This window comes from Aminobacter sp. NyZ550 (assembly GCF_025628925.2).
Classification (GTDB): Bacteria; Pseudomonadota; Alphaproteobacteria; order Rhizobiales; family Rhizobiaceae; genus Aminobacter; species Aminobacter ciceronei.
The window spans coordinates 2,593,473-2,616,049 of sequence record NZ_CP114190.1; the positions used below are offsets into that span (position 1 = coordinate 2,593,473).

Annotated in this window: 16 protein-coding genes; 8 read left to right on the forward strand and 8 right to left on the reverse strand. The window is 64.0% G+C overall.

The features are described 5' to 3' along the window. The first annotated feature begins 9 nt into the window (after nt 1-9). The 7 genes from N7E70_RS12755 (at nt 10) to N7E70_RS12785 (ending at nt 8,914) form a co-directional block, all read left to right on the forward strand. Nucleotides 10-1,068 carry a sugar phosphate isomerase/epimerase family protein gene (locus N7E70_RS12755; RefSeq protein ID WP_263006577.1) on the forward strand — a complete coding sequence of 353 codons (1,059 nt, stop codon included), beginning with the start codon at nt 10-12 and terminating at the stop codon, nt 1,066-1,068. A 79-nt stretch (nt 1,069-1,147) separates the two neighbouring features. Then, nucleotides 1,148-2,320: a Gfo/Idh/MocA family protein gene (locus N7E70_RS12760; RefSeq protein WP_263006578.1), complete on the forward strand. Its 1,173-nt coding sequence runs from the start codon at nt 1,148-1,150 to the stop codon at nt 2,318-2,320. A gap of 224 nt (nt 2,321-2,544) precedes the next feature. After that, entirely contained in the window at nt 2,545-4,770 is a 2,226-nt protein-coding gene (locus N7E70_RS12765) for a right-handed parallel beta-helix repeat-containing protein (RefSeq protein ID WP_263006579.1), read from the forward strand. Between the two features lie 159 nt (nt 4,771-4,929). Further along, nucleotides 4,930-5,376, forward strand: a complete 447-nt coding sequence (locus N7E70_RS12770; protein WP_263006580.1) for a universal stress protein — start codon at nt 4,930-4,932, stop codon at nt 5,374-5,376. A gap of 194 nt (nt 5,377-5,570) precedes the next feature. Further along, complete coding sequence (locus N7E70_RS12775; protein WP_263006581.1) at nt 5,571-6,593, forward strand: amino acid ABC transporter substrate-binding protein; 1,023 nt, start codon at nt 5,571-5,573, stop codon at nt 6,591-6,593. 76 nt (nt 6,594-6,669) lie between these two features. Continuing rightward, nucleotides 6,670-7,818 carry an amino acid ABC transporter permease gene (locus N7E70_RS12780; RefSeq protein ID WP_263006582.1) on the forward strand — a complete coding sequence of 383 codons (1,149 nt, stop codon included), beginning with the start codon at nt 6,670-6,672 and terminating at the stop codon, nt 7,816-7,818. Nucleotide 7,819: 1 nt separating this feature from the next. After that, the gene (locus N7E70_RS12785) at nt 7,820-8,914 is read left to right on the forward strand and encodes an amino acid ABC transporter permease (protein ID WP_263006583.1); all 1,095 of its coding nucleotides are present in this window, start codon (nt 7,820-7,822) and stop codon (nt 8,912-8,914) included. Between the two features lie 74 nt (nt 8,915-8,988). On the opposite strand, the gene N7E70_RS12790 is transcribed toward N7E70_RS12785, so the two are convergent. Next, nucleotides 8,989-9,483, reverse strand: coding sequence for a YciE/YciF ferroxidase family protein (locus N7E70_RS12790; protein WP_263006584.1), 495 nt, complete (start codon nt 9,481-9,483; stop codon nt 8,989-8,991). Nucleotides 9,484-9,687: 204 nt separating this feature from the next. On the opposite strand from N7E70_RS12790, the gene N7E70_RS12795 reads away from it, so the two are divergent. Beyond that, a complete protein-coding gene (locus N7E70_RS12795; protein WP_263006585.1) occupies nt 9,688-9,981 on the forward strand; it encodes a DUF1236 domain-containing protein in 294 nt (97 codons plus the stop codon). A 126-nt stretch (nt 9,982-10,107) separates the two neighbouring features. Here N7E70_RS12795 and N7E70_RS12800 read toward each other — a convergent pair whose 3' ends face one another. The 7 genes from N7E70_RS12800 to N7E70_RS12830 all read right to left on the reverse strand — a co-directional run bounded on the left by N7E70_RS12800 (nt 10,108) and on the right by N7E70_RS12830 (nt 22,289). Continuing rightward, nucleotides 10,108-11,157 (reverse strand): sulfate/molybdate ABC transporter ATP-binding protein, encoded by a 1,050-nt coding sequence (locus tag N7E70_RS12800; RefSeq protein ID WP_263006586.1) that lies wholly within the window; start codon nt 11,155-11,157, stop codon nt 10,108-10,110. A 13-nt stretch (nt 11,158-11,170) separates the two neighbouring features. After that, nucleotides 11,171-12,055, reverse strand: a complete 885-nt coding sequence (gene cysW, locus N7E70_RS12805) for a sulfate ABC transporter permease subunit CysW (RefSeq protein WP_269441459.1) — start codon at nt 12,053-12,055, stop codon at nt 11,171-11,173. Beyond that, the gene (gene cysT, locus N7E70_RS12810) at nt 12,048-12,899 is read right to left on the reverse strand and encodes a sulfate ABC transporter permease subunit CysT (protein WP_115731359.1); all 852 of its coding nucleotides are present in this window, start codon (nt 12,897-12,899) and stop codon (nt 12,048-12,050) included. Before cysT ends, cysW begins: the two co-directional genes overlap by 8 nt. 22 nt (nt 12,900-12,921) lie before the next feature. Further along, nucleotides 12,922-13,950: a sulfate ABC transporter substrate-binding protein gene (locus N7E70_RS12815; RefSeq protein ID WP_263006589.1), complete on the reverse strand. Its 1,029-nt coding sequence runs from the start codon at nt 13,948-13,950 to the stop codon at nt 12,922-12,924. A gap of 220 nt (nt 13,951-14,170) precedes the next feature. Beyond that, the gene (locus N7E70_RS12820; protein ID WP_263006590.1) at nt 14,171-14,581 is read right to left on the reverse strand and encodes a DUF7674 family protein; all 411 of its coding nucleotides are present in this window, start codon (nt 14,579-14,581) and stop codon (nt 14,171-14,173) included. Between the two features lie 5 nt (nt 14,582-14,586). Next, entirely contained in the window at nt 14,587-16,686 is a 2,100-nt protein-coding gene (gene pbpC, locus N7E70_RS12825; RefSeq protein WP_263006591.1) for a penicillin-binding protein 1C, read from the reverse strand. A gap of 167 nt (nt 16,687-16,853) precedes the next feature. Beyond that, entirely contained in the window at nt 16,854-22,289 is a 5,436-nt protein-coding gene (locus tag N7E70_RS12830) for an alpha-2-macroglobulin family protein (RefSeq protein ID WP_442866519.1), read from the reverse strand. Between the last annotated feature and the right edge of the window lie 288 nt (nt 22,290-22,577).

The window sequence follows — 22,577 nt, forward strand, 5'->3', positions numbered from 1 at the left end:
GAGTTTGCCATGCCATCGACAATGAAGGGTCCCGCGATCTTCCTCGCCCAGTTCGCCGGCGACGCTGCGCCGTTCAATTCATTGAAATCGATTACATCGTGGGCAGGTGGTCTCGGCTACAAGGGGGTGCAGATCCCGACGCCCGACGCGCGCCTGTTCGATCTTCAGAAGGCTGCGACGTCGAAGACCTATTGCGACGAGATCAAGGGCACCTGCGCCGATGCGGGTGTCGAGATCACCGAGCTGTCGACCCATCTGCAGGGCCAGCTGGTCGCCGTCCACCCGGCATATAACGTGCAGTTCGACGCCTTTGCGCCTGCCGAAGTGCACGGCAATGCCAAGGCGCGCCAGCAATGGGCGGTCGAGCAGATGAAACTCGCCGCCAGGGCGTCGCAAAATCTCGGGCTCACGGCCTGCGTCTCCTTCACCGGCGCGCTGGCCTTTCCCTATCTCTATCCCTGGCCGCAGCGCCCTGCAGGCCTGATCGAAGAGGCCTTTGCCGAGCTCGGCAAGCGCTGGACGCCGATTCTCGACGCCTATGACGAGGCCGGCGTCGATCTCTGCTTCGAGCTGCATCCGGGCGAGGACGCCTTTGACGGCGCGACCTTCGAGATGTTCCTCGACGCCGTCGGCGGCCACAAGCGCTGCAACATCAACTATGACCCGTCGCATTTTCTTTTGCAGCAGCTCGACTACCTGGCCTTCATCGACATCTATCACGAGCGCATCAAGGCGTTTCACGTCAAGGACGCCGAGTTCAATCCCGACGGCCGCCAGGGTGTCTATTCAGGCTATCAGGGCTGGCTCGGCCGCGCCGGGCGCTTCCGTTCCCTGGGCGACGGCCAGGTCGATTTCACCGGCATCTTTTCCAGGCTGGCGCAATATGGCTACGACAGCTGGGCGGTGCTCGAATGGGAATGCTGCCTCAAGCATCCGGAAGACGGTGCCGCCGAAGGCGCGCCCTTCATCGAAAGCCACATCATCCGCGTCACCGACAAGGCGTTCGACGATTTTGCCGGCGGGTCGAGCGACCGGGCGATGCTGCGGAAGATGATGGGGATCGCGTAGCCTCCTTCTCCCCCTTCACGGGGAGAAGGTCCCGGCAGGGGGATGAGGGGCGGCGCCAACATATCAAGGGAGGACACACATGGTCGGTGCATCGAAATCCGGAGACGGCGCTGGCCCGATCCGCTACGGCATGGTCGGCGGCGGGCAGGGCGCTTTCATCGGTGCAGTCCACCGCATCGCCGCCCGCATGGATGGCGACTTCCAGTTGGTTGCGGGTGCGCTGTCGTCCAACCCGGAGCGAGCCAAGGTCTCCGCCGCCGAGGTCGGCCTCGATCCCGAGCGCAGCTACACCTCCTATGCCGAGATGGCCAAGGCCGAGGCGAAACGGCCCGACGGCATCGAGGCGGTGGCCATCGTCACGCCCAACAACGTACACTATCCCGCCGCCAAAGCCTTCCTCGAAGCCGGCATCCACGTCATCTGCGACAAGCCGCTGACGGCGACGCTGGCCGAGGCGAAGAAACTTGCGGCGCTGGTCGAAAAGACCGGCAAGGTCTTCGTGCTCACCCACAACTACACCGGCTATCCGATGATCCGGCAGGCGCGAGAGATGGTTGCCAAGGGTCAGCTCGGCGACATCAGGGTCGTCCAGGCCGAATACCCGCAGGACTGGCTGACTGAAGATCTCGCCGCGACTGGCCAGAAGCAGGCTTCCTGGCGCGCCGATCCAAAACAGTCGGGCGTCGGCGGCGCCACCGGCGACATCGGCACCCATGCCTACAATCTCGCCCGCTTCGTCACCGGCCTGGAGCTCGACAGCCTGTCGGCCGATCTCGACGCCTTCGTGCCGGGCCGGCTGCTCGACGACAACGTCAACGTCATGCTGCGCTTCAAGGGCGGAGCCAAGGGCATGATCTGGGCAAGCCAGGTGGCGCCGGGGCATGAGAACGGGCTCAAACTGCGCGTGTACGGCTCGAAGGGCGGCATCGAATGGGTGCAGGCCGATCCGAACTATCTCTGGTACACGCCCTTCGGTCAGCCTAAGCAGCTGATCACCCGCGGCGGCGTCGGCGCCGGCCCGGCCGCAGCGCGCGTCACCCGCGTGCCCTCAGGCCATCCCGAAGGTTATCTCGAAGGTTTCGCCAACATCTACCAGGAAGCCGCCCGCGCCATCCGCGCTGCACGCAGGAAGGGCGGCAAGCCGGGCAAGGACGTCATCTACCCGACGGTGCAGGACGGCGTCGAAGGCGTTGCCTTCGTCGAGGCATGCGTGCGCTCTTCGAAGAAGAACGCAGCGTGGACGAAGCTCTAGGCGTTGGTCAGTCCCTGTTCGTCGACATCGTCAGTCCAACCGGTCGGCGATGCTCACGAACCAACTTTGGTATCATCGCCCTGACCGGCTAGCCGTGACCGGTGCCCCGTGGCCACCAGCAGATCTTTGCATCTGCTGGACATCTATTCATGCATTCGAGATGGGCTCTTTCAGCGTCTCTGTTGGCGATCTGTGCCGCTTCACCAGTCTACGCGGACGATGCCTTGGCCAAGCGATGGGGGCCGTGGGTCGAAACCGGCGGGCAGTTCAGCAGTGGACGCTCGCTTGGCGAGGTGAACCTGTTCGTCCCGCTACTCCAGAACAGCGACACGCTTGTCTTCACCGATCTGCGCGGCAAGTTCGACAACAACGATTCCGTCGAGGGCAATTTCGGCCTCGGCATCAGGCACATGCTGCCGTCCGGCTGGAATCTGGGAGCCTATGGCTATTACGACATCCGCCGCTCGCCCTATGGCAACAATTTCCATCAGGTGACGCTCGGCGCCGAAGCGCTGAGCGAGGTCTTCGACCTGCGCGCCAACGCCTATCTGCCGGTTGGCGAGACCGAGCGGCGCATGGACCTCGGCGCGACGACAACAGTTGGCCCATGGAGCACCGAGGCGGTGCTGACCGGCACCTCGCTGGCAATCCGGCACCAGGCGGTGCAGACGACGACCATCAGCTATCGGGTCGAGAAGGCGCTGGCGGGCGCGGACGCTGAGATCGGCATCCGGCTGCCGGTGTTCGAGCCGGATTCGGGCTTCGACATGCGCGCCTTCGTCGGCGGCTATTATTTCGGCGGTTCCGACGTCGAGGCTATTTCAGGGCCGCGCGCGCGTCTCGAATTCACTGCTGCCGACTTCGCCGATCTGCCTGGCGTCAAGGTGACCGCAGGACTGATCTTCCAGCATGACGATGCCCGCGGCGAACAATGGATTTCTCAGGCGCGGCTGCGCATTCCCCTGCAGGCCGCCTCATCCGCCGAGCGCCAGCCATTGTCCTATATGGAACGGCGCATGACTGACACCGTGGTGCGCGATGTCGATATCGTGACGAACACCCACAATGGGGCGCGGTCGAGTAACGACACGCTCACCTCCGCCGAAGACGCGGTCAACGCTTGGAACGGCAAGACTGTCACCTCGGTCATGCGGATCGACGGGACAATGCAGGACCAGGCGGCCCTGCAGGCCGCGCTCGACAGCGTCGGCGCCGACGGCATCGTGCTGTTGAACGGCAACCTTGTGGCGACGAGCGCCATCTCCCTCAATGACAAGCAGTTGCTTGTCGGCGGCGGCACGGTCCTGAAGCTCACGGGCGCGACCAGCGGCGTTGCCGTCGACTATGCCGCGCCAGGCAGTTCGGGCCGCATTTCCGGTGCGGTTAACGACGCCTTGGTCAGGATGGCAACGGACAGCACGATGCGGGGGATCTCGGTGGAAAACACCTCGTCGAACGCCAATTCCTGGGCCATCTCTGGTGCCAGCGGCGCCAGCCTGCGCGACGTCACCGTCGTTTCGGCCGCCAACGGGCTGAAGGTGGACAATACCGCGAACTTCACCTTGCAAGGCGGCAGCATCACCGCGGCCCAGGGGGCGGCCGTCCGTCTGGCCGACAGCACCGGGGTCGGTATCAGCGGCGCCACCATCGTCCAGAATGGCGCCAGCAGCATTGGCATCGTCGCCAATAATGTCGTGGGGCATATCGAGGGCAACACCATCACCACCAATGGCAACGGCAACGGCTACCCAGACACCCATACTTTGGCGCGCCCGGCCCATGGGCTATCGATCAACAACAGCGGCGGCCTGAACATTGCCAGCAACGTCATTACCACCAATGGTGAGCAGGCCAACGGCATCCACGTGACCGGTAGTGCCGGCATCGCGATTTCCGGAAACAGGGTAACAACCAACAACTACCAGAGTCGCGGCATTCGCCTGCTCGAAAGCGATGGTGCCACCATTTCCGGCAACACCATAGCCACAAACACAACGAACGATGCCTATATTTCGATCCTGACGGCGGCATTCGGCATCATGACCGAAGAAAGCGACAAGCTGACGGTCAGCGGCAATGCTGTCACGACGCGCGGGCGCGGTGCTGCCGGCATCGTTCTGCGCTATAGCGCAAACAGCACCGTTTCCGGCAACACAGTGACGACCAATGGCCAGAACGCAACGGCCGTCGCCCTGGTGGGGTCGACCTCCAACACAGTCAGCGGCAATACCCTGACGACCACGAGCCCGGACTATTCGTATGGCGTATCCATAGGCCTCAACAGCCACAACGGGGTGGTGGAAAACAACACCGTGACGTCAGCTGGTCCGCATGGCGTTTATGTCTGGTCCTCCGGCGTGGCCGTACGCGACAATCGCCTCGTCGGGCGAGGCAACAGCGGTGTTCTGACAACGGCAGGCGACACCATCGTCACTGGAAACACGCCGTAAGGAGGCCTTCGTCGAAGGCTACACGCGCTCGCCTCCGAAAGAGCGCGGCCCGGAGCAGACTTTGGTCATGCGACCTGCACCGCTATTTGACCTATGTCAAAACCGCAACGGCGGCGAGTGCTACACCTTGCCTCGATGTCATCGAGAAAGGGGAATAGCATGTACAGTCACATTCTTGTTGCGACCGATGGATCAATCATCTCACAAAAGGGTGTCGAACACGGCCTCAAGCTGGCCAAGAGCGTCGGAAGCAAGGCCACTATTGTCATAGTGACAAAGCCATTCCCGCTGCAGGGCACGACGGTGACGGGCTGGGTTGCAGGGGACAACGACATTCGCCGCTACGATGCCAGCCAGAAGGAGTTTGCCGAGACAATCCTGGGGTTGGCCAAACAAGTCGCCGACGAAATCGGCATCGCCCCTGACCTTGTTCAGGTTACGGCCGATTCTGCTGCGGAAGCCATCGTGGAGAAGGCTCAGAAGCTTGGATGCGACCTGATCGTGATGGCCTCTCATGGCCGTCGTGGGGTCGGCCGCTTGCTGCTGGGCAGCCAGACGGCCAAAGTTGTCCAATACGCCCATACGCCGGTCCTTGTCGTTCGCTAGGCGGCTTCCAATGCGCCCTGCCAGTCAGGCCAAGTCCAATCCAGACCTCCGGATAATTGTATACATATCTCCCAACATTAATCTTCCAAATCGTACACAATACATGCATACATAGTCCCGCGACAGATCGAGGTGACGCCGTGCCGGGGGAGACATGGCATGGCGGCCTGCGGTCAAATCAAGGGAGGGAAAGCATGAAACGTAAATTCCTGGCGCTGTGCGCCGCAACGGCTGCGCTGATGGTGGGGGCGAGCGCGGCACAGTCAGCCACCACGCTCGAAACCGTCAAGGCACGCGGCAAGCTGATCTGCGGCGTCTCGCTCAGCACGCCGGGCTTCGCCGCCGCCGACGACAAGGGCCGCATGCAGGGGTTCGATGCCGACGTCTGCCGCTCGATCGCGGCAGCCGTGTTCGGCGATCCCGACAAGGTCGACTTCGTCCTGACCAACATCAACACACGCTTCCAGGCGCTGCAGTCGGGCGAGATCGACGTCCTGTCGCGCCAGACGACGGCGACCTTCTCGCGCGAAGCCTCGCTCGGCATCGATTTCGGCCCGACCGTGTTTTATGACGGCCAGGGCCTCCTGGTGCCCAAGTCGCTCGGCGTCGCCTCCGCCAGGGAGCTGACCGACGCTGCGATCTGCACGCTGCCTGGCACAACCACCTCGCAGAACCTGACAGACTTCTTCCGCACCGTCGGCGGCAAGTTCGAGCTGGTGGTTTTCGAGAGCCCCGACGAAAACCGCGCCGCCTTCTATTCCGGCCGCTGCGAGGCGATCTCCTCCGACCGTTCCGACCTCGCCTCGATCCGCGCGGTCGCCAACAATCCCGACGACTATGTGCTGTTGCCCGAAACCATCTCCAAGGAGCCTTTGGCGCCGGCCGTGCGCCAGAACGATTCCAACTGGCGCGACATCGTCTCCTGGTCGGTTTACATGCTGATGGCCGCCGAGGAGAAAGGCATCACCCAGGCCAATGTCGACGAGATGGCCAAGAGCGAGGACCCCGAGATCCAGCGCATGCTGGGCGGTGCCGACGAGCTCGGCAAGATGCTCGGCCTCGACAACAAGTGGGGCTACAACGTCATCAAGGGCGTCGGCAACTATGCCGAGGTGTTCGACCGCAATCTCGGCGAAAAGACCAAACTCGGCATGACGCGCGGCCCCAACACGCAGTGGAATGCCGGCGGCCTGCTCTACGCTCCGCCGGTCCGCTAAGAAGATGCAAGGTCCGCGCCGAAATCCGGCGCGGACCTTTTCTTGTCCCATCGGTTTTCCTGACGTCGGCGCGCCCATGCTTTTTTTGAACGACGCGCGGTTTCGCGCAGTCTTCTACCAATTCGTTGCCATTACGCTGGTGCTGCTCGCCGCCTGGGCGATGTATGCGACCGCGAGCGCGAACCTTGCCAAGCAGGACATCGCCACAGGTTTCGACTTCCTGTCGCGACAGGCCGGCATCGCCATCAGCGAAAGCTCGATTTCTTACGGTCCGACCGACACGGTTGCCCGCGCCATCCTCGTCGGGCTCATCAACACCATCAAGGTGTCGTTCCTCGCAGCCTTCTTCGGCACCATCATCGGCGTGCTTGTCGGCATCGGCCGCATGTCGACCAACCCGTTGCTCAGCCGCCTGATGCTTGCCTATGTCGAGCTGCTGCGCAACGTGCCGCTGCTGCTCTATCTGTTCCTGTGGTACTTCCTGATCATCCTGGTGTTCCCGCCGGTGCGCCAGGCGATCCAGCTGTTTCCCGGCTTTTTTCTCTCCAATAGCGGCCTCGCAATGCCATTGCTCGAATGGCAGAGCGGTTTCGGGCTGACGTTCGCAGCGCTCGCATTCGGCATAGTCGCCGCACTCGTCGTGCGCAACATCAGCCAGCGCCGGCGCATTGTCAGCGGCAAGGCCAATGCCGGCTGGATTTTTGCCCTTGTCCTCCTCGTTCTGCCGGTGCTTGCCGTAGGGGCCAGCGGCGCGGTCTCGCTGAGCTGGAGCGCGCCCGAGGCCGGGCGATTCCGCCTCACCGGAGGGTTGCAGATCCGCCCGGAATTCGTCGCGCTGCTCGTCGGCCTGATGCTCAATCTATCTGCCAGCGTCGCCGAGATCGTCCGCGCCGGCATCCAGGCGGTAAGCCGGGGCCAGTGGGAGGCCGCCCAGGCGCTCGGACTGCCGCGCTCGCGCACGCTCCGGCTCGTCGTGTTGCCGCAAGCACTCCGGGTCATCATCCCGCCTCTGACCAACACCTATCTCACCGTGTTCAAGAACAGCTCGCTTGCGATCGCCATCGGTTATCCCGACCTTGTCATGGTCTCCAACACCATCATGAACCAGACCGGCCAGGCGATAGAGACCATCGCCATCTTCATGGGCATCTATCTCGGCCTGTCGGTGGCAATCTCGCTGTTCATGAACTGGTACAATGCGCGTGTCGCGCTGAAGGCGCGCTGAGATGAGCGACACCCAGGTCCTTGCCGCAACCGTCAACCCCACCGCCCGCCCGGCGCGGCGTTCCGAGTGGCGCAAAGCCTATTTCGGCACGCCGGGCAACGCGCTCACAACGCTCGTCTGCGGTGCACTCATCCTGTTGCTTGCCAAGCTGGCGCTCGGCTGGCTGTTCGTGAATGCCGTCTTCGACGGCGGCGCCGACGCCTGCAAGCAAAGCTCCGGCGCCTGCTGGCCGTTCCTTGCCGACAAGCTGCGATACATGCTGTTCGGCTTCTATCCGTTCGAGGAGCAATGGCGCCCGCTGGTGGCCCTTTGCCTGTTCCTCGGCGCCTGCGGCGTGTCGATGGTCCCACGTGTCTGGGGCAGGGGGCTGCTGCTTGCCTGGGCGATCGTCATCCTGCCCGGACTCTACGTTCTCATGGCCGGCGGCGTCCTCGGCCTCACCGCCGTGCCGACCTCGAAATGGGGCGGCCTGCCGCTGTCCTTCATGCTGTCCTTTGTCGGCCTCGCCTTCGCCTTGCCGCTCGGCATCGGCCTGGCGCTTGCGCGCGCCTCGCATCTGCCGGCTATCCGCGTGCTTGGTGTCGGCTTCATCGAACTCGTGCGCGGCGTGCCGCTGATCAGCATCCTGTTCATGGCCGCCGTCATGCTGCCGCTGTTCATGCCGGACGGTGTCACCATCGACAAGCTGTTGCGCGCCCAGGTGGCGATCATCCTGTTTGCCGCCGCCTACATCGCCGAGATCGTGCGCGGCGGCCTGCAGGATGTGCCGTCGGGCCAGTACGAAGCTGGCCGTGCGCTCGGCCTGCATTACTGGCAGGTGATGCTCAAGATCATCCTGCCGCAGGCGCTGAAGAAGGTCATTCCGGCGCTGGTCAGCCTGTTCATCGCCTTCTTCCAGGACACCACGCTTGTCACCATCATCGGCCTGCTCGACTTTCTCGATACAGTTCGCACCGCGCTCCGCGACCCCGACTGGCAAGGCATCGCCGTGCTTGAGGGGTATGTCTTTGCCGCTGCGGTCTACTTTCTGTTCAGCGCGCTGATGGGAGCTTACAGCCGGTTCCTCGAGTGGCAATTCAACACGTCGTATCGCTAAGGGGCCGGTCCCATTTCCCATCCAGCAAGGCCTCGCCCGCAGGAGGAGGGGCGGGGCCAACCGGCGGCTCCGGTCTAAGCCGCCCTGGCCGCGGGTGACGCCTTGCTTATAGCCGTCACAGCCAAGTTCGTCAGTTTGTTGTTGGTCGCTTTTTCCTGGTCGAGAATTTCGCTCAGCAATGTATGTGCCTCGTCGTGGCCAAGATCCTTGGCCCATTCGCGAAGCGAGCCGTAGCGCGCGATCTCGTAGTGCTCCACCGCCTGGCAGGCCGCGAGCAGGCCGGCATCCAGAGCCGTGCCCGATGCCTCCTCTATCAAACCGTCGGCCTCCTTGATCAGGCCTTCGATGGCGTCGCATTTCTCGCCCGATGCCTTCTTGCCGATCGATTTGAAGACCTGTTCGAGCTTCTTGATCTGACCCTTCGTCTCCTCGAGGTGATCCTCGGCAGCCTTCTTCAGTTTGGCGTCCTTGGCTGCCTTGGCTACCTTGGGAAGTGCCTTGGTGATGGCGTTCTCGGCGAAGTACATGTCCTCGAGCGTGTGCTCGAGAATTTCGTTCAGCGTTTTCATTGATGTCGCTCCTTGCGGGAAATTGCAGGGAGGGAATGGATCAAGTCGCTGAAGGTTCCCGCAGAAAATGGTGTCCCTGAGAACGCCCTTACCACACTGCTGTGCGCTGGACGGCGCAGGCAAGGGCTGACGTTTGCCACACCCTGCACGGAACTGTTTCCCTCCCCACCAGTTGTTACCCCATCAACCGAGGAGGTTAGTGATATGACTTTCCGAAGCACACTTGCTGTAACCATGCTGCTCGCCGGCACCGCGTTCGCCGCTGCCCAGACTGTGGTCATTACTCCCGAAGAACAAGTTGTCGTCCGCGAATATGTGAAGACCAATCCGGTGATCGTCGAACGTCCGTCCAACTTTGAACTTGTCGTTGGCGCGATCATTCCGGACATTTTGAAGCCAGGCGCACTTGCCGACAACAAGTATCAGTATGTCGTGATGGACGGCCGTACTGTTCTCATCGACCCGCAGACGCGCAAGGTCGTCTACATCATGGACTGACCGATCGGGCCTGATCCACAGGCTGTATCGTGCGACTTCAGTTCTCCCCATCCCGCAATTATCGAGGTGTCGCCGCTGGCGGTGACACCTCGCACATCCAGTGGGCGAGGGGCCTTAGTCTCGTTTTCAGCCTTCGACCGGTTTCGGAAACACCTTCCAGCGCTTTGGCCTGAACGCGACCCGGCTCTTCTGCGCCGCGGGGTGACCGACCGGCAGCTCGATCTCGATGCGCTCGCGGCTGCCGCCGACTTCCAGCTCGACACGGCGGGTGCCGGCGACGCGGCGGCTGGCCGCCACCGTGCCGGCAATGCAGCCATTGCACTCCTCCAGCAGTTCGATGTCGTGCGGGCGGAAATAGAGGGTCGCCTCGCCATCGGCGAGCTCGGGTGTCGCCAGCCCGATCGGGCGGTCCGAAATCCACACCTGGCCGTCCTCGACCTTGACCGGCAGCGAACTCGACTCGCCGATGAAGCCGTAGACGAAGGGCGAGTTCGGCGCGTCGTAGACCTCGTCGGCGGTGCCGATCTGCTCGATGCGGCCCTGGCTCATCACCACAACGCGGTCGGCGAGTTCGAGCGCCTCTTCCTGGTCGTGGGTGACGAATATGGTGGTGTGGCCGGTGGCGTCGTGGATTTCGCGCAGCCAGCGTCGAAGTTCGCGCCGGACCTGGGCGTCGAGCGCGCCGAACGGCTCGTCGAGCAACAGCACCTTGGGCTCGATAGCCATGGCGCGGGCCAGCGCGACGCGCTGGCGCTGGCCGCCCGACAGCTGCGCCGGATAGCGTTTTTCCAGTCCGCCGAGTTGCACAAGGTCGAGCAGTTCGGAGGCACGGCGGCGGATCTCGGCCCTGGTCGGCCGTTTGGCCGAGGGTCTGACCTTGAGGCCGAAGCCGACATTGTCGGCCACCGTCATGTGGCGGAACAAAGCGTAGTGCTGGAACACGAAGCCGACATTGCGCTCCTGGATCGTCCTGTTCGAGGCATCCTCGTCGCCGAAGAAGATCGTGCCGCGCGTCGGCCGCTCGAGCCCGGCGATGAGGCGCAGAAGCGTGGTCTTGCCGGAGCCAGAGGGGCCGAGCAGCGCGATCAGCTCGCCCGACCTGATGTCGAGCGAGACGTCGCGCAGCGCCGGAAACCGGTCGAATTCCTTGCGCACATTTGAAACGCGAACTTCCATCAGTCGACCTCTGTCAGTGTCCGCGCGTGGCGGCGATCTCGGCACCGTAGCGGAGCTCGAGAAGGGTTTTGAGCACAAGCGTTACAAGCGCGAGGCCGGCGAGCACGGACGCCACGGCAAAGGCGCCGACGGCATTGTATTCGTTGTAAAGGATCTCGACATGCAGCGGCATGGTGTTGGTCATGCCCCTGATGTGGCCCGAGACCACCGACACCGCGCCGAACTCGCCCATGGCGCGTGCGTTACAGAGCAGCACGCCGTAGAGCAGGCCCCATTTGATGTTGGGCAAGGTGACATGCCAGAAGGTCTGCCAGCCATTGGCGCCGAGCGACAGGGCTGCCTCCTCGTCTCCGGTGCCTTGTTCCTGCATCAGCGGGATCAATTCGCGGGCAACGAAGGGGAAGGTGACGAAGACAGTCGCCAGCACGATGCCCGGTACGGCAAACAGGATGACGATGCCGTGCAGCTTGAGCCAGGGCCCGAGCAGGCTCGATGCGCCGAACAACAGCACATAGACAAGGCCCGAAATAACAGGCGAGACCGAGAAGGGCAGGTCGATCAGCGTGATCAGGAAGGCTTTGCCCTTGAACTCGAACTTGGCGATCGCCCAGGCGGCGGCGACGCCAAACACCAGGTTGAGCGGCACCGAGATGATTGCGACCAGAAGCGTCAGCCTGATCGCTGCAATCGTGTCATGCTCGTTGATGGCGTCGAGGAAGGCGCCGATGCCGCGAGAGAACGCCTGCTCGAACACCACCACCAGCGGCAGAAGCAGGAAGACGGCGAGGAAACCGAAGGCGAGCAGCATCAGGGCCGCGCGCGCCAGCGGACGTTCGGTAACCGCGAGCGAGGCGTGCTCGTGATGGACGTCGGCGGGGTAAAGCTCTGGATCAGCCATAGCGTTTGCGGGTCCATGACTGGATAAGGTTGATGACGAGCAGCATCGCAAACGACAGCGCCAGCATGATCGTGGCGATCGCGGTGGCCGCCGCGTAGTCGTACTCCTCGAGCCGGATGACGATCAGCAGCGGTGCGATTTCCGAAATGTAGGGCAGGTTGCCGGCGATGAAGATGACCGAGCCATATTCGCCGACGCCGCGCGCGAAAGCGAGCGCGAAGCCTGTCACGACAGCGGGCGCCAGCCCCGGAAACAGCACCAGGAAGATGGTCTGGAAGCGGTTGGCACCCAGGGTGGCTGCGGCTTCCTCAACCTCCTTGTCGATCTCCTCGATGATCGGCTGCACCGTGCGCACGACAAAGGGCAGGCCGATGAAGACGAGTGCTATGACGATGCCGAGCGGGGTGTAGGCGACCTTGATGCCGAGCGGCGCCAACAGCGCGCCCATCCAGCCCTTGGGCGAATAGAGCGTGGTCAGCGCGATGCCGGCGACGGCCGTCGGCAGGGCAAAAGGCAAATCGACCATCGCGTCGATGACGCGGCGGCCGGGAAAACGGTAGCGCACCAGCACCCACGCAACGATGGTGCCGAACACCACGTTGATGCTTGCTGCAATGAAGGCCGTGCCGAAGCTGATCTCCAGCGCTTTGACTGTGCGGCGGTCGGTGGCGATGGCCCAGAAATCGGTCCAGCCCAGCGATGCCGAACGCCAGACGAGCCCCGAGAGCGGGATGAGGATGATGAGCGTGAGGTAGGCAAGCGAGAAGCCGAGCGTCAATCCGAATCCCGGAATGACGCTCGGCTGTCTGAACCGCCACCCTGCCTTGGCGGGTGCTGTGGTCATATCGTCCTGGTCTTACCTTGGCTTACTGGGCCGGCTTGTAGATCTGGTCGAACATACCACCATCTCCGAAGTGATAGGGCTGCGCTTTCTTCCAACCGCCGAAAATCGGGTCGTCGATAGAAACCAGTTTCAGATCGGGCAGCTTCTGCAGGTCCCCGGCCGGAACCAGCTCCGGCTTGGACGGGCGGTAGTGATGCTTGGCGGCGATCGTCTGGCCTTCCGCCGAATAGAGGTAGTTGAGATAGGCTTCGGCGACCTTGCGGGTGCCCTTGGCGTCGACATTGGCGTCGACCACGGCGACCGGCGGCTCGGCCAGGATCGACTGCGGCGGAAAGACGATGTCGAACTTGTCGGCGCCGAATTCGTCGAGGGCGAGATAGGCCTCGTTTTCCCAGGCGAGCAGCACGTCGCCCTGCTCACGCTCGGCAAAAGTCACCGTCGAGCCACGGGCACCGGTGTCGAGGATCGGCACATGGGCGTAGAGGTTGCCGACGAATTCCTTGATCTTGGCTTCGTCGCCATCAAACTGGCCGTTGGCCCAGGCCCAGGCTGCGAGATAGTTCCAGCGTGCGCCACCCGATGTCTTCGGGTTCGGCGTGATCACCTGGACGCCGTCCTTGATCAGGTCGCCCCAGTCGTTGATGCCCTTGGGATTGCCCTTGCGCACCAGGAAGATGATGGTCGAGGTGTAAGGCGAGGCATTGTTGGGCAGCTTCGCGCGCCAGTCGGGATTGATCTTCTTTGACTTCTCGACGATCGCGTTGATGTCGCTTTCGAGCGCCAGCGTCACCACGTCGGCGTCGAGGCCGTCAATCACCGCGCGGGCCTGCTTGCCCGAGCCGCCATGCGATTGCTGGATCGTCACCGCCTCGCCGCCCTCCGCCTTCCAGTGCTTGGCGAAGGCCTCGTTGTAGTCCTTGTAGAGCTCGCGCGTCGGGTCGTAGGAGACGTTGAGGAGCGTCGTGTCGGCATGGGCAAGGCCCAGGCCCCCGAACTGGACTGCGCCGGCCAGCACGGCCGAGAGCAGGAGTGTTCTGCGTGAAGTCGTCATTTCCGCCTCCGTTCGAATATGGTTCTATTCTATCGAACTGGTAGAAATTAGATGCGGCGAATGTTCCGAATTTCGCGCCGCATGGGCAAATTTCGTGCGACCTGCCGAGGTGCCGGAAATTTTTTTGCTCGCTTAAAAAGTCCTGCGCCGCAGGCGCGATCGAAACGTTCGACACGAACGATGACAGCTAGGGGAGTTGCTGGGGGCGGCAAGGGGGCCGTCAGGCCTTGGCGATCTGCCCCGACCAGAATCGTTCGGCCTCGATCCATCGCCCCGCCTCGATCCATCGCCCCGCAGCGAGCGGGCCCAGCCATTGTTTCAACTGATCCGGCGACGTGGATTTGTGAACGTTCAGGTTCTGGAGGTCTTCCAGCAGCCCGATGGTCGCCGCTTCCTGTACCAGCTCATCGCCGTCGGCGAGCCAACGCTCGACGACCGCGAAGATTTGCTGAAGCTCATCGGTCCGGCCGCTCTCCAGCTTGCCGACCACGTGGCGAGCCAGATCCCCCAGGGCCAGGTAAAGCGGCAGTTCGATCTGGTCGCGCCATTTGTCGGCAAACGCGTCCCAGACCGGCTGGAATGTCGGATCGACTTCCAGAAGCACGTCGAACATGTCCTGCCGCGAGATCATCTCATCTACTCCACGATCACCCTGACGCTCGCCGCGCGGCCCGCTGCGTCGATGACAGTCAGCGTCGAAAAACCGGTACCGTCGGGCTGCCATGTCGCCTCGCGGCGGCGGGCGAGGGTGGCGAGTGGCTTGCCGTTGGCGAGCCAGCGGAAGGGAGCGCGGCCACCCTGCAGCTTGAGCACCAGCGGCGAGGCAGCCGAGGTCGCAGCACCCAGTTCGACGCGGGCGCCGTCGGGTGGGAAGACGATCTGCGGCGCCGGTTCGGTAATGACGGCTGCGACGACCGGCAGTTCGGTGGCGGTCGAGAAACGCTCCAGCGTCACCGGCAGGTCGGTGCGAGCGGTGCGCAGCGTGCCGGCGGGCGGGCGCGGCAGCGGCATGGACGGCAGGCCGGAGCGGACGAAACCCTCGAACAGGATCGGGGCGGCCGAGACATAACCCGACAGGCCGGGCACGGCACCAGCGTCGGGACGGCCGGCCCAGACGCCCAGCACATAGCGGCCGTCATAACCGATCGACCAGGCGTCGCGGTAGCCATAGGAGGTGCCGGTCTTGTAGGCGATGGTTCGTTTCGCGGCACCCTCGGGCGGCTTGACGCCTGAAAGGATGTCGGCGATCTGCCAGGCGGCCTGTTCCTCCAGGACCGTGCCGTTGGCGAGCGGGGCTGGCACGGCCGCCTCCGCTCCGTCGCGAAGGATCTTGGCGCGGCCGCCATTGGCCAGCCCGGTGTAGAGCTGGACGAGGTCGCGTAGGCTGACACCGACGCCGCCGAGGCCGATGGCGAGGCCCGGCACTTCGTTGGGCGGCAATTGCGGAGTGACCCCAGCCTGGCGGAAGCGCGCCGTCAGCCGTTGCGGCCCGACAGCGTCGAGCAGGCGGATCGCCGGTACATTGAGCGACAACTGCAGTGACTGGCGCACCGACACGTCGCCCTGGTAGCTCATGTCGAAATTCTTGGGCCGGTAGCCGCCGAAATCGGCCGGCCGGTCCTCGATCATCGTTTCCTGCGCCACCAGCCCCTGTTCGAAGGCAAGACCGTAGATGAAGGGCTTCAGCGTCGAGCCGGGCGAGCGCACGCTGCGCGTCATGTCGATCCAGCCGGAGCGCGAGGCGTCGAAGAAATTGGCGGAACCAACTTCGCCGAGGATTTCGCCTGTCATCGCGTCGGCTAGAACCATGGCGACCGAGATTTTCGGCCCGAGACGGATGGCTGCCTCGCGCGCCACGGCTTCCAGCCCTTGCTGCACGTCTCTGCGCAAGGTCAGGCGATGGCTGACGAGGCCCAGCTGGCTGCGAAGCGCCGTGTCCGAGGCGTGCGGCGCAAGCTGCGGCAAGGCGAGCCGGGTGGCGGCGACTGCCTCTAGGGATGCTCGCGCCGCTTCGGTCTCGCCGAGCAGGCCGGCCGTAACCATGCGGTCGAGCACGCGGTCGCGTGCGGCTCGGGCATTTGCAGGGTTGCGGTCGGGCCGGCGGCGCTCCGGCAATTGCGGCAGTGCGACGAGGAGCGCAGCTTCGGAAACCGTCAACCGTTTCGGCTCCTTGCCGAAATATGCGAGCGCTGCCGCACGCACGCCTTCGAGATTGCCGCCATAAGGCGCAAGCGTCAGGTAGCGTTCGAGGATGTCTTGCTTCGACAGCCGCCGCTCGATCTGGACAGCGCGGGCCAGTTGCTTGAGCTTGGAACCGAAACTGCGGCTTTCGCGCGGCTCGATCAGGCGCGCCAACTGCATCGACAGCGTCGAGCCGCCGGAGACGATGCGGCCGTTGCGCAGGAACTGCCAGGCGGCGCGGCCCAGCGCCAGCACGTCGATGCCCTCATGGTCCCAGAAGCGCTTGTCTTCATAGGCGACAAGCATTTTCACCAGCTGTGGGTCGACCTGGTCGAGGCCGGTACCAAGCCGCCAGTGGCCCGACGGCGTCGCATAGGCCCTCAACAGCTGGCCGTCGCGGTCGAGCACCTCGGCGGACACGGTGAGCTTTTCCCTCAAGGGCGGCGGAAAGGCGTGATCGAGCGTGACCAGCCCACCGAATGTGATGGCCGCCAGGGCGGTCGTCACGCCGGCGGCCAGCAGCAGTTTGCGCAGAGTCTTTCCGGTCGGGCGCATAGCTGCCCCTCATCCTCTGCCGGACCTTCTCCCCGTCACAACGGGGAGAAGGAGGCTGGCCGCAACGTCGACGCCTCCCTCGCCCCGTTTTTCACGGGGAGAGGGTAAGGGTGAGGGGCTATGTTTCGGGCAGCCGTTTTCGCAGGACATAGGCATCCGAAGGCGGATCACTCCGCTTTCACCTCCATCATGCCGGTCGCCGTCCGCGCCGAATATTGCGGCCGGTACATGTCTTCGACATTGGCCGCCGGATGGGCGTAGGTGCCCGGCGTCACCGCACGCACGACATAGGCCAGCGTGAATTCCTGGTCCGAACCTTCGCCGCTGTTCATGGCGGCGACGAAGCGGTCGTTGCGGAATTCGAGATGAGCGGCTTCCGTCTGTTCCAGCCAGGAGAAGTTCGACAGGTTGGCGCTGTTGACCAGCCCCGGATTGTCGATCTCGAAGCCGGCCGGCAACATGTCGGCCACCACCACGCGCGAGGGCCAGTCATTGAGCTCGTTGATCTTGAGCACGACGACGAAGCGCTCGTTCTGCTTGACCTCGGTGACGTTGGCCTCGCTGCCGTCGAGCCGGTAGTAAGTGCGCTCGATGGTGAAGCCATCGCCACCGGCGGGCAGCGGCTGGGCCGGGGCGGCGACTGTCGTCACCACGGCCTGCAGCGCGTCCTTGCCGGTGTTGGCGATGACGATCGGGTTGGTCAGAAGTTCAGACCCGTCGACGCGCTCGGAATAGGCGCCATTATGGGCCGTACCGTTGACGTCGAGCGAGATCGCCTCGTTGCCGGCCTTCAGCGCGCGCGCCGCAAGCAGCATCCAGGCGTCGTCCTGGGTGCTGGTCCAGCGGGCGGCGGCACGATCAGCCTCGACCATCTTGACCAGCGCCGGCACCACCGAAGGCAACGGCTTGCTTTCGGCGGCGAGCGCCAGCATAGCAGCGCCGTCGCGCAGGCGCGAGCCGTAGTCGGAGCGATTCCAGTCATGCTCGGTCGTCGTCCTGGCGATCTGCAGGGCAGCGCCGAACAGGCTTTCCGAGCGCTGGCCATCGCCGTACAGCGCCAGACTCGCGCCGAGTTGGGCCACCGCCATCGCGCTGGAGAAGGCCTCCAGCTTGGTGTCGGCGAAGTAGCGCAGGTCGCCGACAGAGGCCTTCTTGTTGCGCGCCAGCACATAAAGCGCATAGGCGATCTCCGAGCCGCGGTCTTCGACATCGACGTCGTAGCCGATCGAGTTCTGCAGGTTGTTGAGGGCCTGCATCATCGCCTGCTGCGGCACGTCGAAGTTCTTCTCGCGCGCCCGGGTCAGGAAGTCGGAGACATAGGCGTCGAGCCACAGGTCGCCCGAACCCGGACCCCACAGGCCGAAACTGCCTGACGAGGACTGGTAGTTCAGCACGCGGTAGATCGCGCCCTGGATACGTTCGCGCAGCTCGGGGTCTTCGGCCATGCCGTTCTCGGCTGAGAGTTCGCTGACATAAAGCAAGGGCAGCGCCCGGCTCGTCGTCTGCTCGGCACAGCCATAGGGGTAGCGGTCGAGCGTCATCAAAAGCGACGGCACGTCGAAGGCAGAGGCCAGCGACACGCCGATGCTGACATGGGCGTCGTCGAGCAGGCTTGCCGCCAGCAACTCCTTGTCGACGCGCAGCGATGTCGCCGGCTTGAGGTCGACCACCATGCGGGTGGTCACAGGCAACTGGCCGGGGCGTATCGGCAGCGACAGCTCCTGTTCGACCTCGAGGCCGTCGGCATTGGCGAGCTTGATGGTCAGCCCGGCAGTGCCGGCGGTGACGGGCATCAGCGGGATCCTGATCGTCTGCCGTTTGCCCGGTTCAAGCGTCAGCTTCTCGGGCAGAGCGGCGTCGCCGGTCGAAAGATCGCCGGTCGTTGCAACGGAGAGGCTGTAATCGCCCGCCGGTGCGTCGGTGTTGGCGATGTCGAGCGTCATCTCGGCGAAATCGCCCGGGGCCATGAAGCGCGGCATGCCCGCCGTCAGCACGATCGGATCGCGCACGATGACGTCGCCGGTGGCGTGGCCGACAGCAGTTCTGGTCCAGGCCACGCTCATCACGCGCACCGTGCCGTTGAACTGCGGAATGTCGAAATCGACCGTCGTCTTGCCGTCGGCGTCGAGCTCGACGATACCTGAGAAGAAGGCGACGAGCTTTTCCTTGGGGGGGCTGCCTTGCGAGGTCAGTGCCGCACCGTCGCCGCCGGTGCGCAGCTTGCCCATTGCACCTAGCGAGCCGTCGATCAGGCGGCCATAGAGGTCACGCAGTTCAAGCCCCAGCATGCGCTGGCCGAAGTACCAGCCTTCCGGGTCCGGCGCCTTGTAGTTGGTCAGGTTGAGGATGCCGACATCGACGGCCGCGACCGTGACATAGGCCTTTTCGCCTGCTGCGGCGCCGGTCACCGAAACCGGGATCGACAGCGCCTTGCGCGGTTCGGTCTTCTCGGGCAGTGCAAGTGTAACGTTGAGTTTCTTGTCGGCAGGATCAACCGCCAGCCACTTCAGGCCGATGGCGCGGGCCGGCATGCGCGATTCCTGCGCGTCGCCGGGCCGGTAGAGCGTGGCGGTGACGTAAGCGCCGGCGCCCCAGTCCTCGCCGACAGGGATGTCGACGGTACCGCCTTCCGCCGGGATCGAGGCGGTCACGGTCTTGAGCAGCTTTTCGGCGCCGATGGTCACTAGGAGCTCGCCGGCAAAGCGTGGCGAAACCTGCAGCTTGGCGACTTCACCAGCCACATATTTTTCCTTGTCGAGCGCGACCTCGAGGCCGTCGGGCGTCTCGGTCGAGGTCGCCGAGACATACCAGCCGGCGTCGAACTCGTAGCTTGTCGCCGGGCCGGCCGGATCGGCCGTCTCGACTTCGAGGCGGTAGCGGCCCCAGTCTACGGGCAGCGAAACGGTTGCTTCGGCGCCAGCGGTGAGATCGACCTGACCTGATGCCACCGACTTGGTGAAGGTCACCGGCTCGTAATTCCACGAATTGCCGGAGCGGTACCACTGGTAGTTCCGCTCGACCTTGACCAGCGACCACTGCGCGCCCTTGAGCTCGGTGCGCTTGCCGCCGGGTTCGGCGGCGATCAGGCTGAACTTGGCGGTGCCACCCTGCGGCACTTCCTCGCCTGAGAAGTCGGGCCGGATGCCGATCATCGTTGCCTGCGGACGGATGCCGATGTCGAGCTTTTCCTCGACGGCGCGTCCGCCCGTCTCGCGCATGCGCACGCTGAGTGCTGCATTGATCAGGCGCGTCGTCGACGGCAGTTGGTCGACGGAGATGGGGAAGGTCGCTTTGCCGTCATCGCCGACGACAGGCAGGTCGGCCAGCGGAATACGTGTAGCTTCGCCTTCCTGCTCGTCGGCGAGGCCGAAATAGTAGCCCTTGAAGCTGTCCCACTGGCGCTTGGTCGACAGCGTCAGCTCGCCTTCGAGTGCCAGGCCCGCAGCGGGTGCGCCATAGAGGAAGCGGCCGTCGACGGTGGCTTCGGCGGTTTCGCCAGCGGCGATCTCGTTACGGTCGGAAGTTAGAGTGAACTCGATGCGGTCGGGTACGAAATCCTCGACCAGGAACATCTGACTCGACACCGCCGGCTGCTTCGGGTCGGTGTAGATGGCAAGCGTCCAGGTGCCGCGCATGGCGGCTGACGACAGCGGCAGGTCGACGCTATGGCCGCCTGAATTGCCGCCCTGGCTGACGACGCGCCGGTCCTCGACGCCGTCGGGGCGGGTGAAGATGAAGGTCAGCGGCAGGTTGTCGACGCCATTGGCAGCATCATCGCGGGCAAGGGCTGCCGCATGGACGGTTTCGCCGACGCGGTAGATGCCGCGCTCGGTCCAGGCATAAATGTCGAGCGCAGCCGGTGCGGCGCGTCCGGTGACGCCACGGTCGGACAGGTCGAAGCCTGCGCGGGTCATGTCGAGGAAGACGAAATCAGCGTCGCCTTGCCTCGCCATCAGCACGGCCGGCGCCAGGCCGCCATTGCCGCGGGTCAGGCCCGGATTGAAGGTGGCGCGGCCCTCGGCGTCGGTCTTGCCGGTGCCGAGGATTTCGTTATTGCGGGCAAGCAGCGTCAGTTCCGCGTCGGCGATAGGCTTGGCCGAGGCGAGCGAGCGAGCGAAGACGTTGAGCCCGTCCTGGCCGGTATAGGTAGAAAGCCCGATGTCGGAGACAACGAACCACTGCGTCGCCTTGGTCGCCCAGGTGTCGCTCTTGTCGTCGACAGGCTGGGCGGTCAGCACATAGACGCCGGGTTTGCGGTTGGGCAGTGCCTCGTCGACCGGGAAGGAGGTCGTCACTTCCTTGTTGAGCTCGTTTGTGATCGCCAGCTGGCCTTCCCACACCGGCTCACCCATCTGGTCGGCGATCGAGGACAGGTCATAGCCGTCGAGCTGGCGCAGGAACTGATAGCCGGAAAGCAACTGCGCCAGCGAGCGGTCGCCGATGCGGTAGAGCTTCATGTCGGCAGCTTCCATGTTGACCGTCACGACGGGGATGCCCCGGCGGGCGGTCGACGGCAAAACGAAGCTGTCGCCGGTGAAGCGGGCAGACTGGCCGCGATCCTGGACATAGACAGAGAGCACGACGGGTGCTTCCAGCACCTCGCCGAGCGCTGCCGGCAGGCCGGAGCGGAAGGTCACGCGGTAGTGCTGGCCGTGCTGCAGACCCTCGACGCAGATCTGCTGGTCCTTGGCCTCGACGCTCTTCGGCGCCTGGTCGTCGATCGTGACGAAGGGGGCGTAGTCGACGCCCGTCTTGACCAGCGCCTCGGAAAACTGAGCGCAGACGCGCGGCGAGGTCGTGTCGGCGTCGATGGTGTGCTCGACGACGCGGAAGCCTTTTCGTGCCTTGAGGTCTTCATATTCGGCGCGGATGGAGGCCGAATTGTCGAGTGCGAGACTCGCTTCATAAGCCTGCAGCGAGGGTCGGAACATGTCGCGCTTGTCGAGGCCGCGCGCCAAAAGCGCCAGTGTCTCGGCGCGGTTGGTCGCCGAGCGCGACAAAAGATAGGCGTTGTAGGCGGTCGAGGTCGTGTCGCGCTGCAGCGACGCGGTCTCTTCGCCGTTGATCGGCGACACCATCGGCGTGGCGCGGGCGAGGCGCGTCCAGATCGCGGCGTCGTCGGGCAGGATGATCGCTGCAGCGCGGAACTTCTGCATCGCCGTGCGGCCGTCGCCGCCCAGGAGCGCCTGCTCGCCGGCATCGATCAGCGCGGCGAGGCCGAGCGCCGGATCGACGGTCGCATTGGTGGTCAGCGCACTGCGATACTGGCGCGCCTCGTCCACCATCGACGCCGGGAAGAACGTAAGTTCGGCCGGCGCGCCGATGTCAGGCTCGCCACTGACCGGCACGACCTTGCCGGCAACCGCGCCGGTGAACGACTTGATCGTGGCGAAGTCGGATTTCAGGAAGCACCATTTCGCCTTGGTGTTGTAGGTGAAAGCGCGGCAGGACTGGTCGCCCATGCACGAGATCTGGCACTGGTCGAGGCTGACATTTTGCTCCGAGCGCAGGTCGAAACCGAAATAGTCGGAGTTGTCGGTCGTCACGACGCGCCGGGCTTCGACCGCCGCAGCCTCGAATGTGTTGGCCAGCCCGAATGCCATGGCCAAAATGAGAAGAACGAATACCGGAAAAGCCCGCAGCGCACGCATCGCCAACTCCCTCCACCACCCTGATCGTCGCTCTAGACGACATGTTAAGCTTGCCACAGTCCAGTCAATACTGCAGCTACGCAGGCACCGCCTGCTACGTTAATACTTGTCTTGGACGCCGTGCATGGTATTGCCCGCCCATGCGGTTCGCTCCGATGACAACACCCGAATCCCTGGCCCGGCTGTCGTTCATTTGCCCAATGAATTCTGACATATCGAATGTGGCTGCTTTACGAAATG

Bases quoted from the DNA above. Each gene is read 5' to 3' on its own strand.
- N7E70_RS12755 (WP_263006577.1), top strand. From the start codon at position 10: ATGCCATCGACAATGAAGGGTCCCGCGATCTTCCTCGCCCAGTTCGCC.
- cysW (WP_269441459.1), bottom strand. From the start codon at position 12,055: ATGGCTGATCCAGAGCTTTACCCCGCCGACGTCCATCACGAGCACGCC.
- N7E70_RS12815 (WP_263006589.1), bottom strand. From the start codon at position 13,950: ATGACGACTTCACGCAGAACACTCCTGCTCTCGGCCGTGCTGGCCGGC.
- N7E70_RS12760 (WP_263006578.1), top strand. From the start codon at position 1,148: ATGGTCGGTGCATCGAAATCCGGAGACGGCGCTGGCCCGATCCGCTAC.
- N7E70_RS12830 (WP_442866519.1), bottom strand. From the start codon at position 22,289: ATGGCATTCGGGCTGGCCAACACATTCGAGGCTGCGGCGGTCGAAGCC.
- N7E70_RS12790 (WP_263006584.1), bottom strand. From the start codon at position 9,483: ATGAAAACGCTGAACGAAATTCTCGAGCACACGCTCGAGGACATGTAC.
- cysT (WP_115731359.1), bottom strand. From the start codon at position 12,899: ATGACCACAGCACCCGCCAAGGCAGGGTGGCGGTTCAGACAGCCGAGC.
- N7E70_RS12770 (WP_263006580.1), top strand. From the start codon at position 4,930: ATGTACAGTCACATTCTTGTTGCGACCGATGGATCAATCATCTCACAA.
- N7E70_RS12795 (WP_263006585.1), top strand. From the start codon at position 9,688: ATGACTTTCCGAAGCACACTTGCTGTAACCATGCTGCTCGCCGGCACC.
- N7E70_RS12780 (WP_263006582.1), top strand. From the start codon at position 6,670: ATGCTTTTTTTGAACGACGCGCGGTTTCGCGCAGTCTTCTACCAATTC.
- pbpC (WP_263006591.1), bottom strand. From the start codon at position 16,686: ATGCGCCCGACCGGAAAGACTCTGCGCAAACTGCTGCTGGCCGCCGGC.
- N7E70_RS12785 (WP_263006583.1), top strand. From the start codon at position 7,820: ATGAGCGACACCCAGGTCCTTGCCGCAACCGTCAACCCCACCGCCCGC.
- N7E70_RS12820 (WP_263006590.1), bottom strand. From the start codon at position 14,581: ATGATCTCGCGGCAGGACATGTTCGACGTGCTTCTGGAAGTCGATCCG.
- N7E70_RS12775 (WP_263006581.1), top strand. From the start codon at position 5,571: ATGAAACGTAAATTCCTGGCGCTGTGCGCCGCAACGGCTGCGCTGATG.
- N7E70_RS12800 (WP_263006586.1), bottom strand. From the start codon at position 11,157: ATGGAAGTTCGCGTTTCAAATGTGCGCAAGGAATTCGACCGGTTTCCG.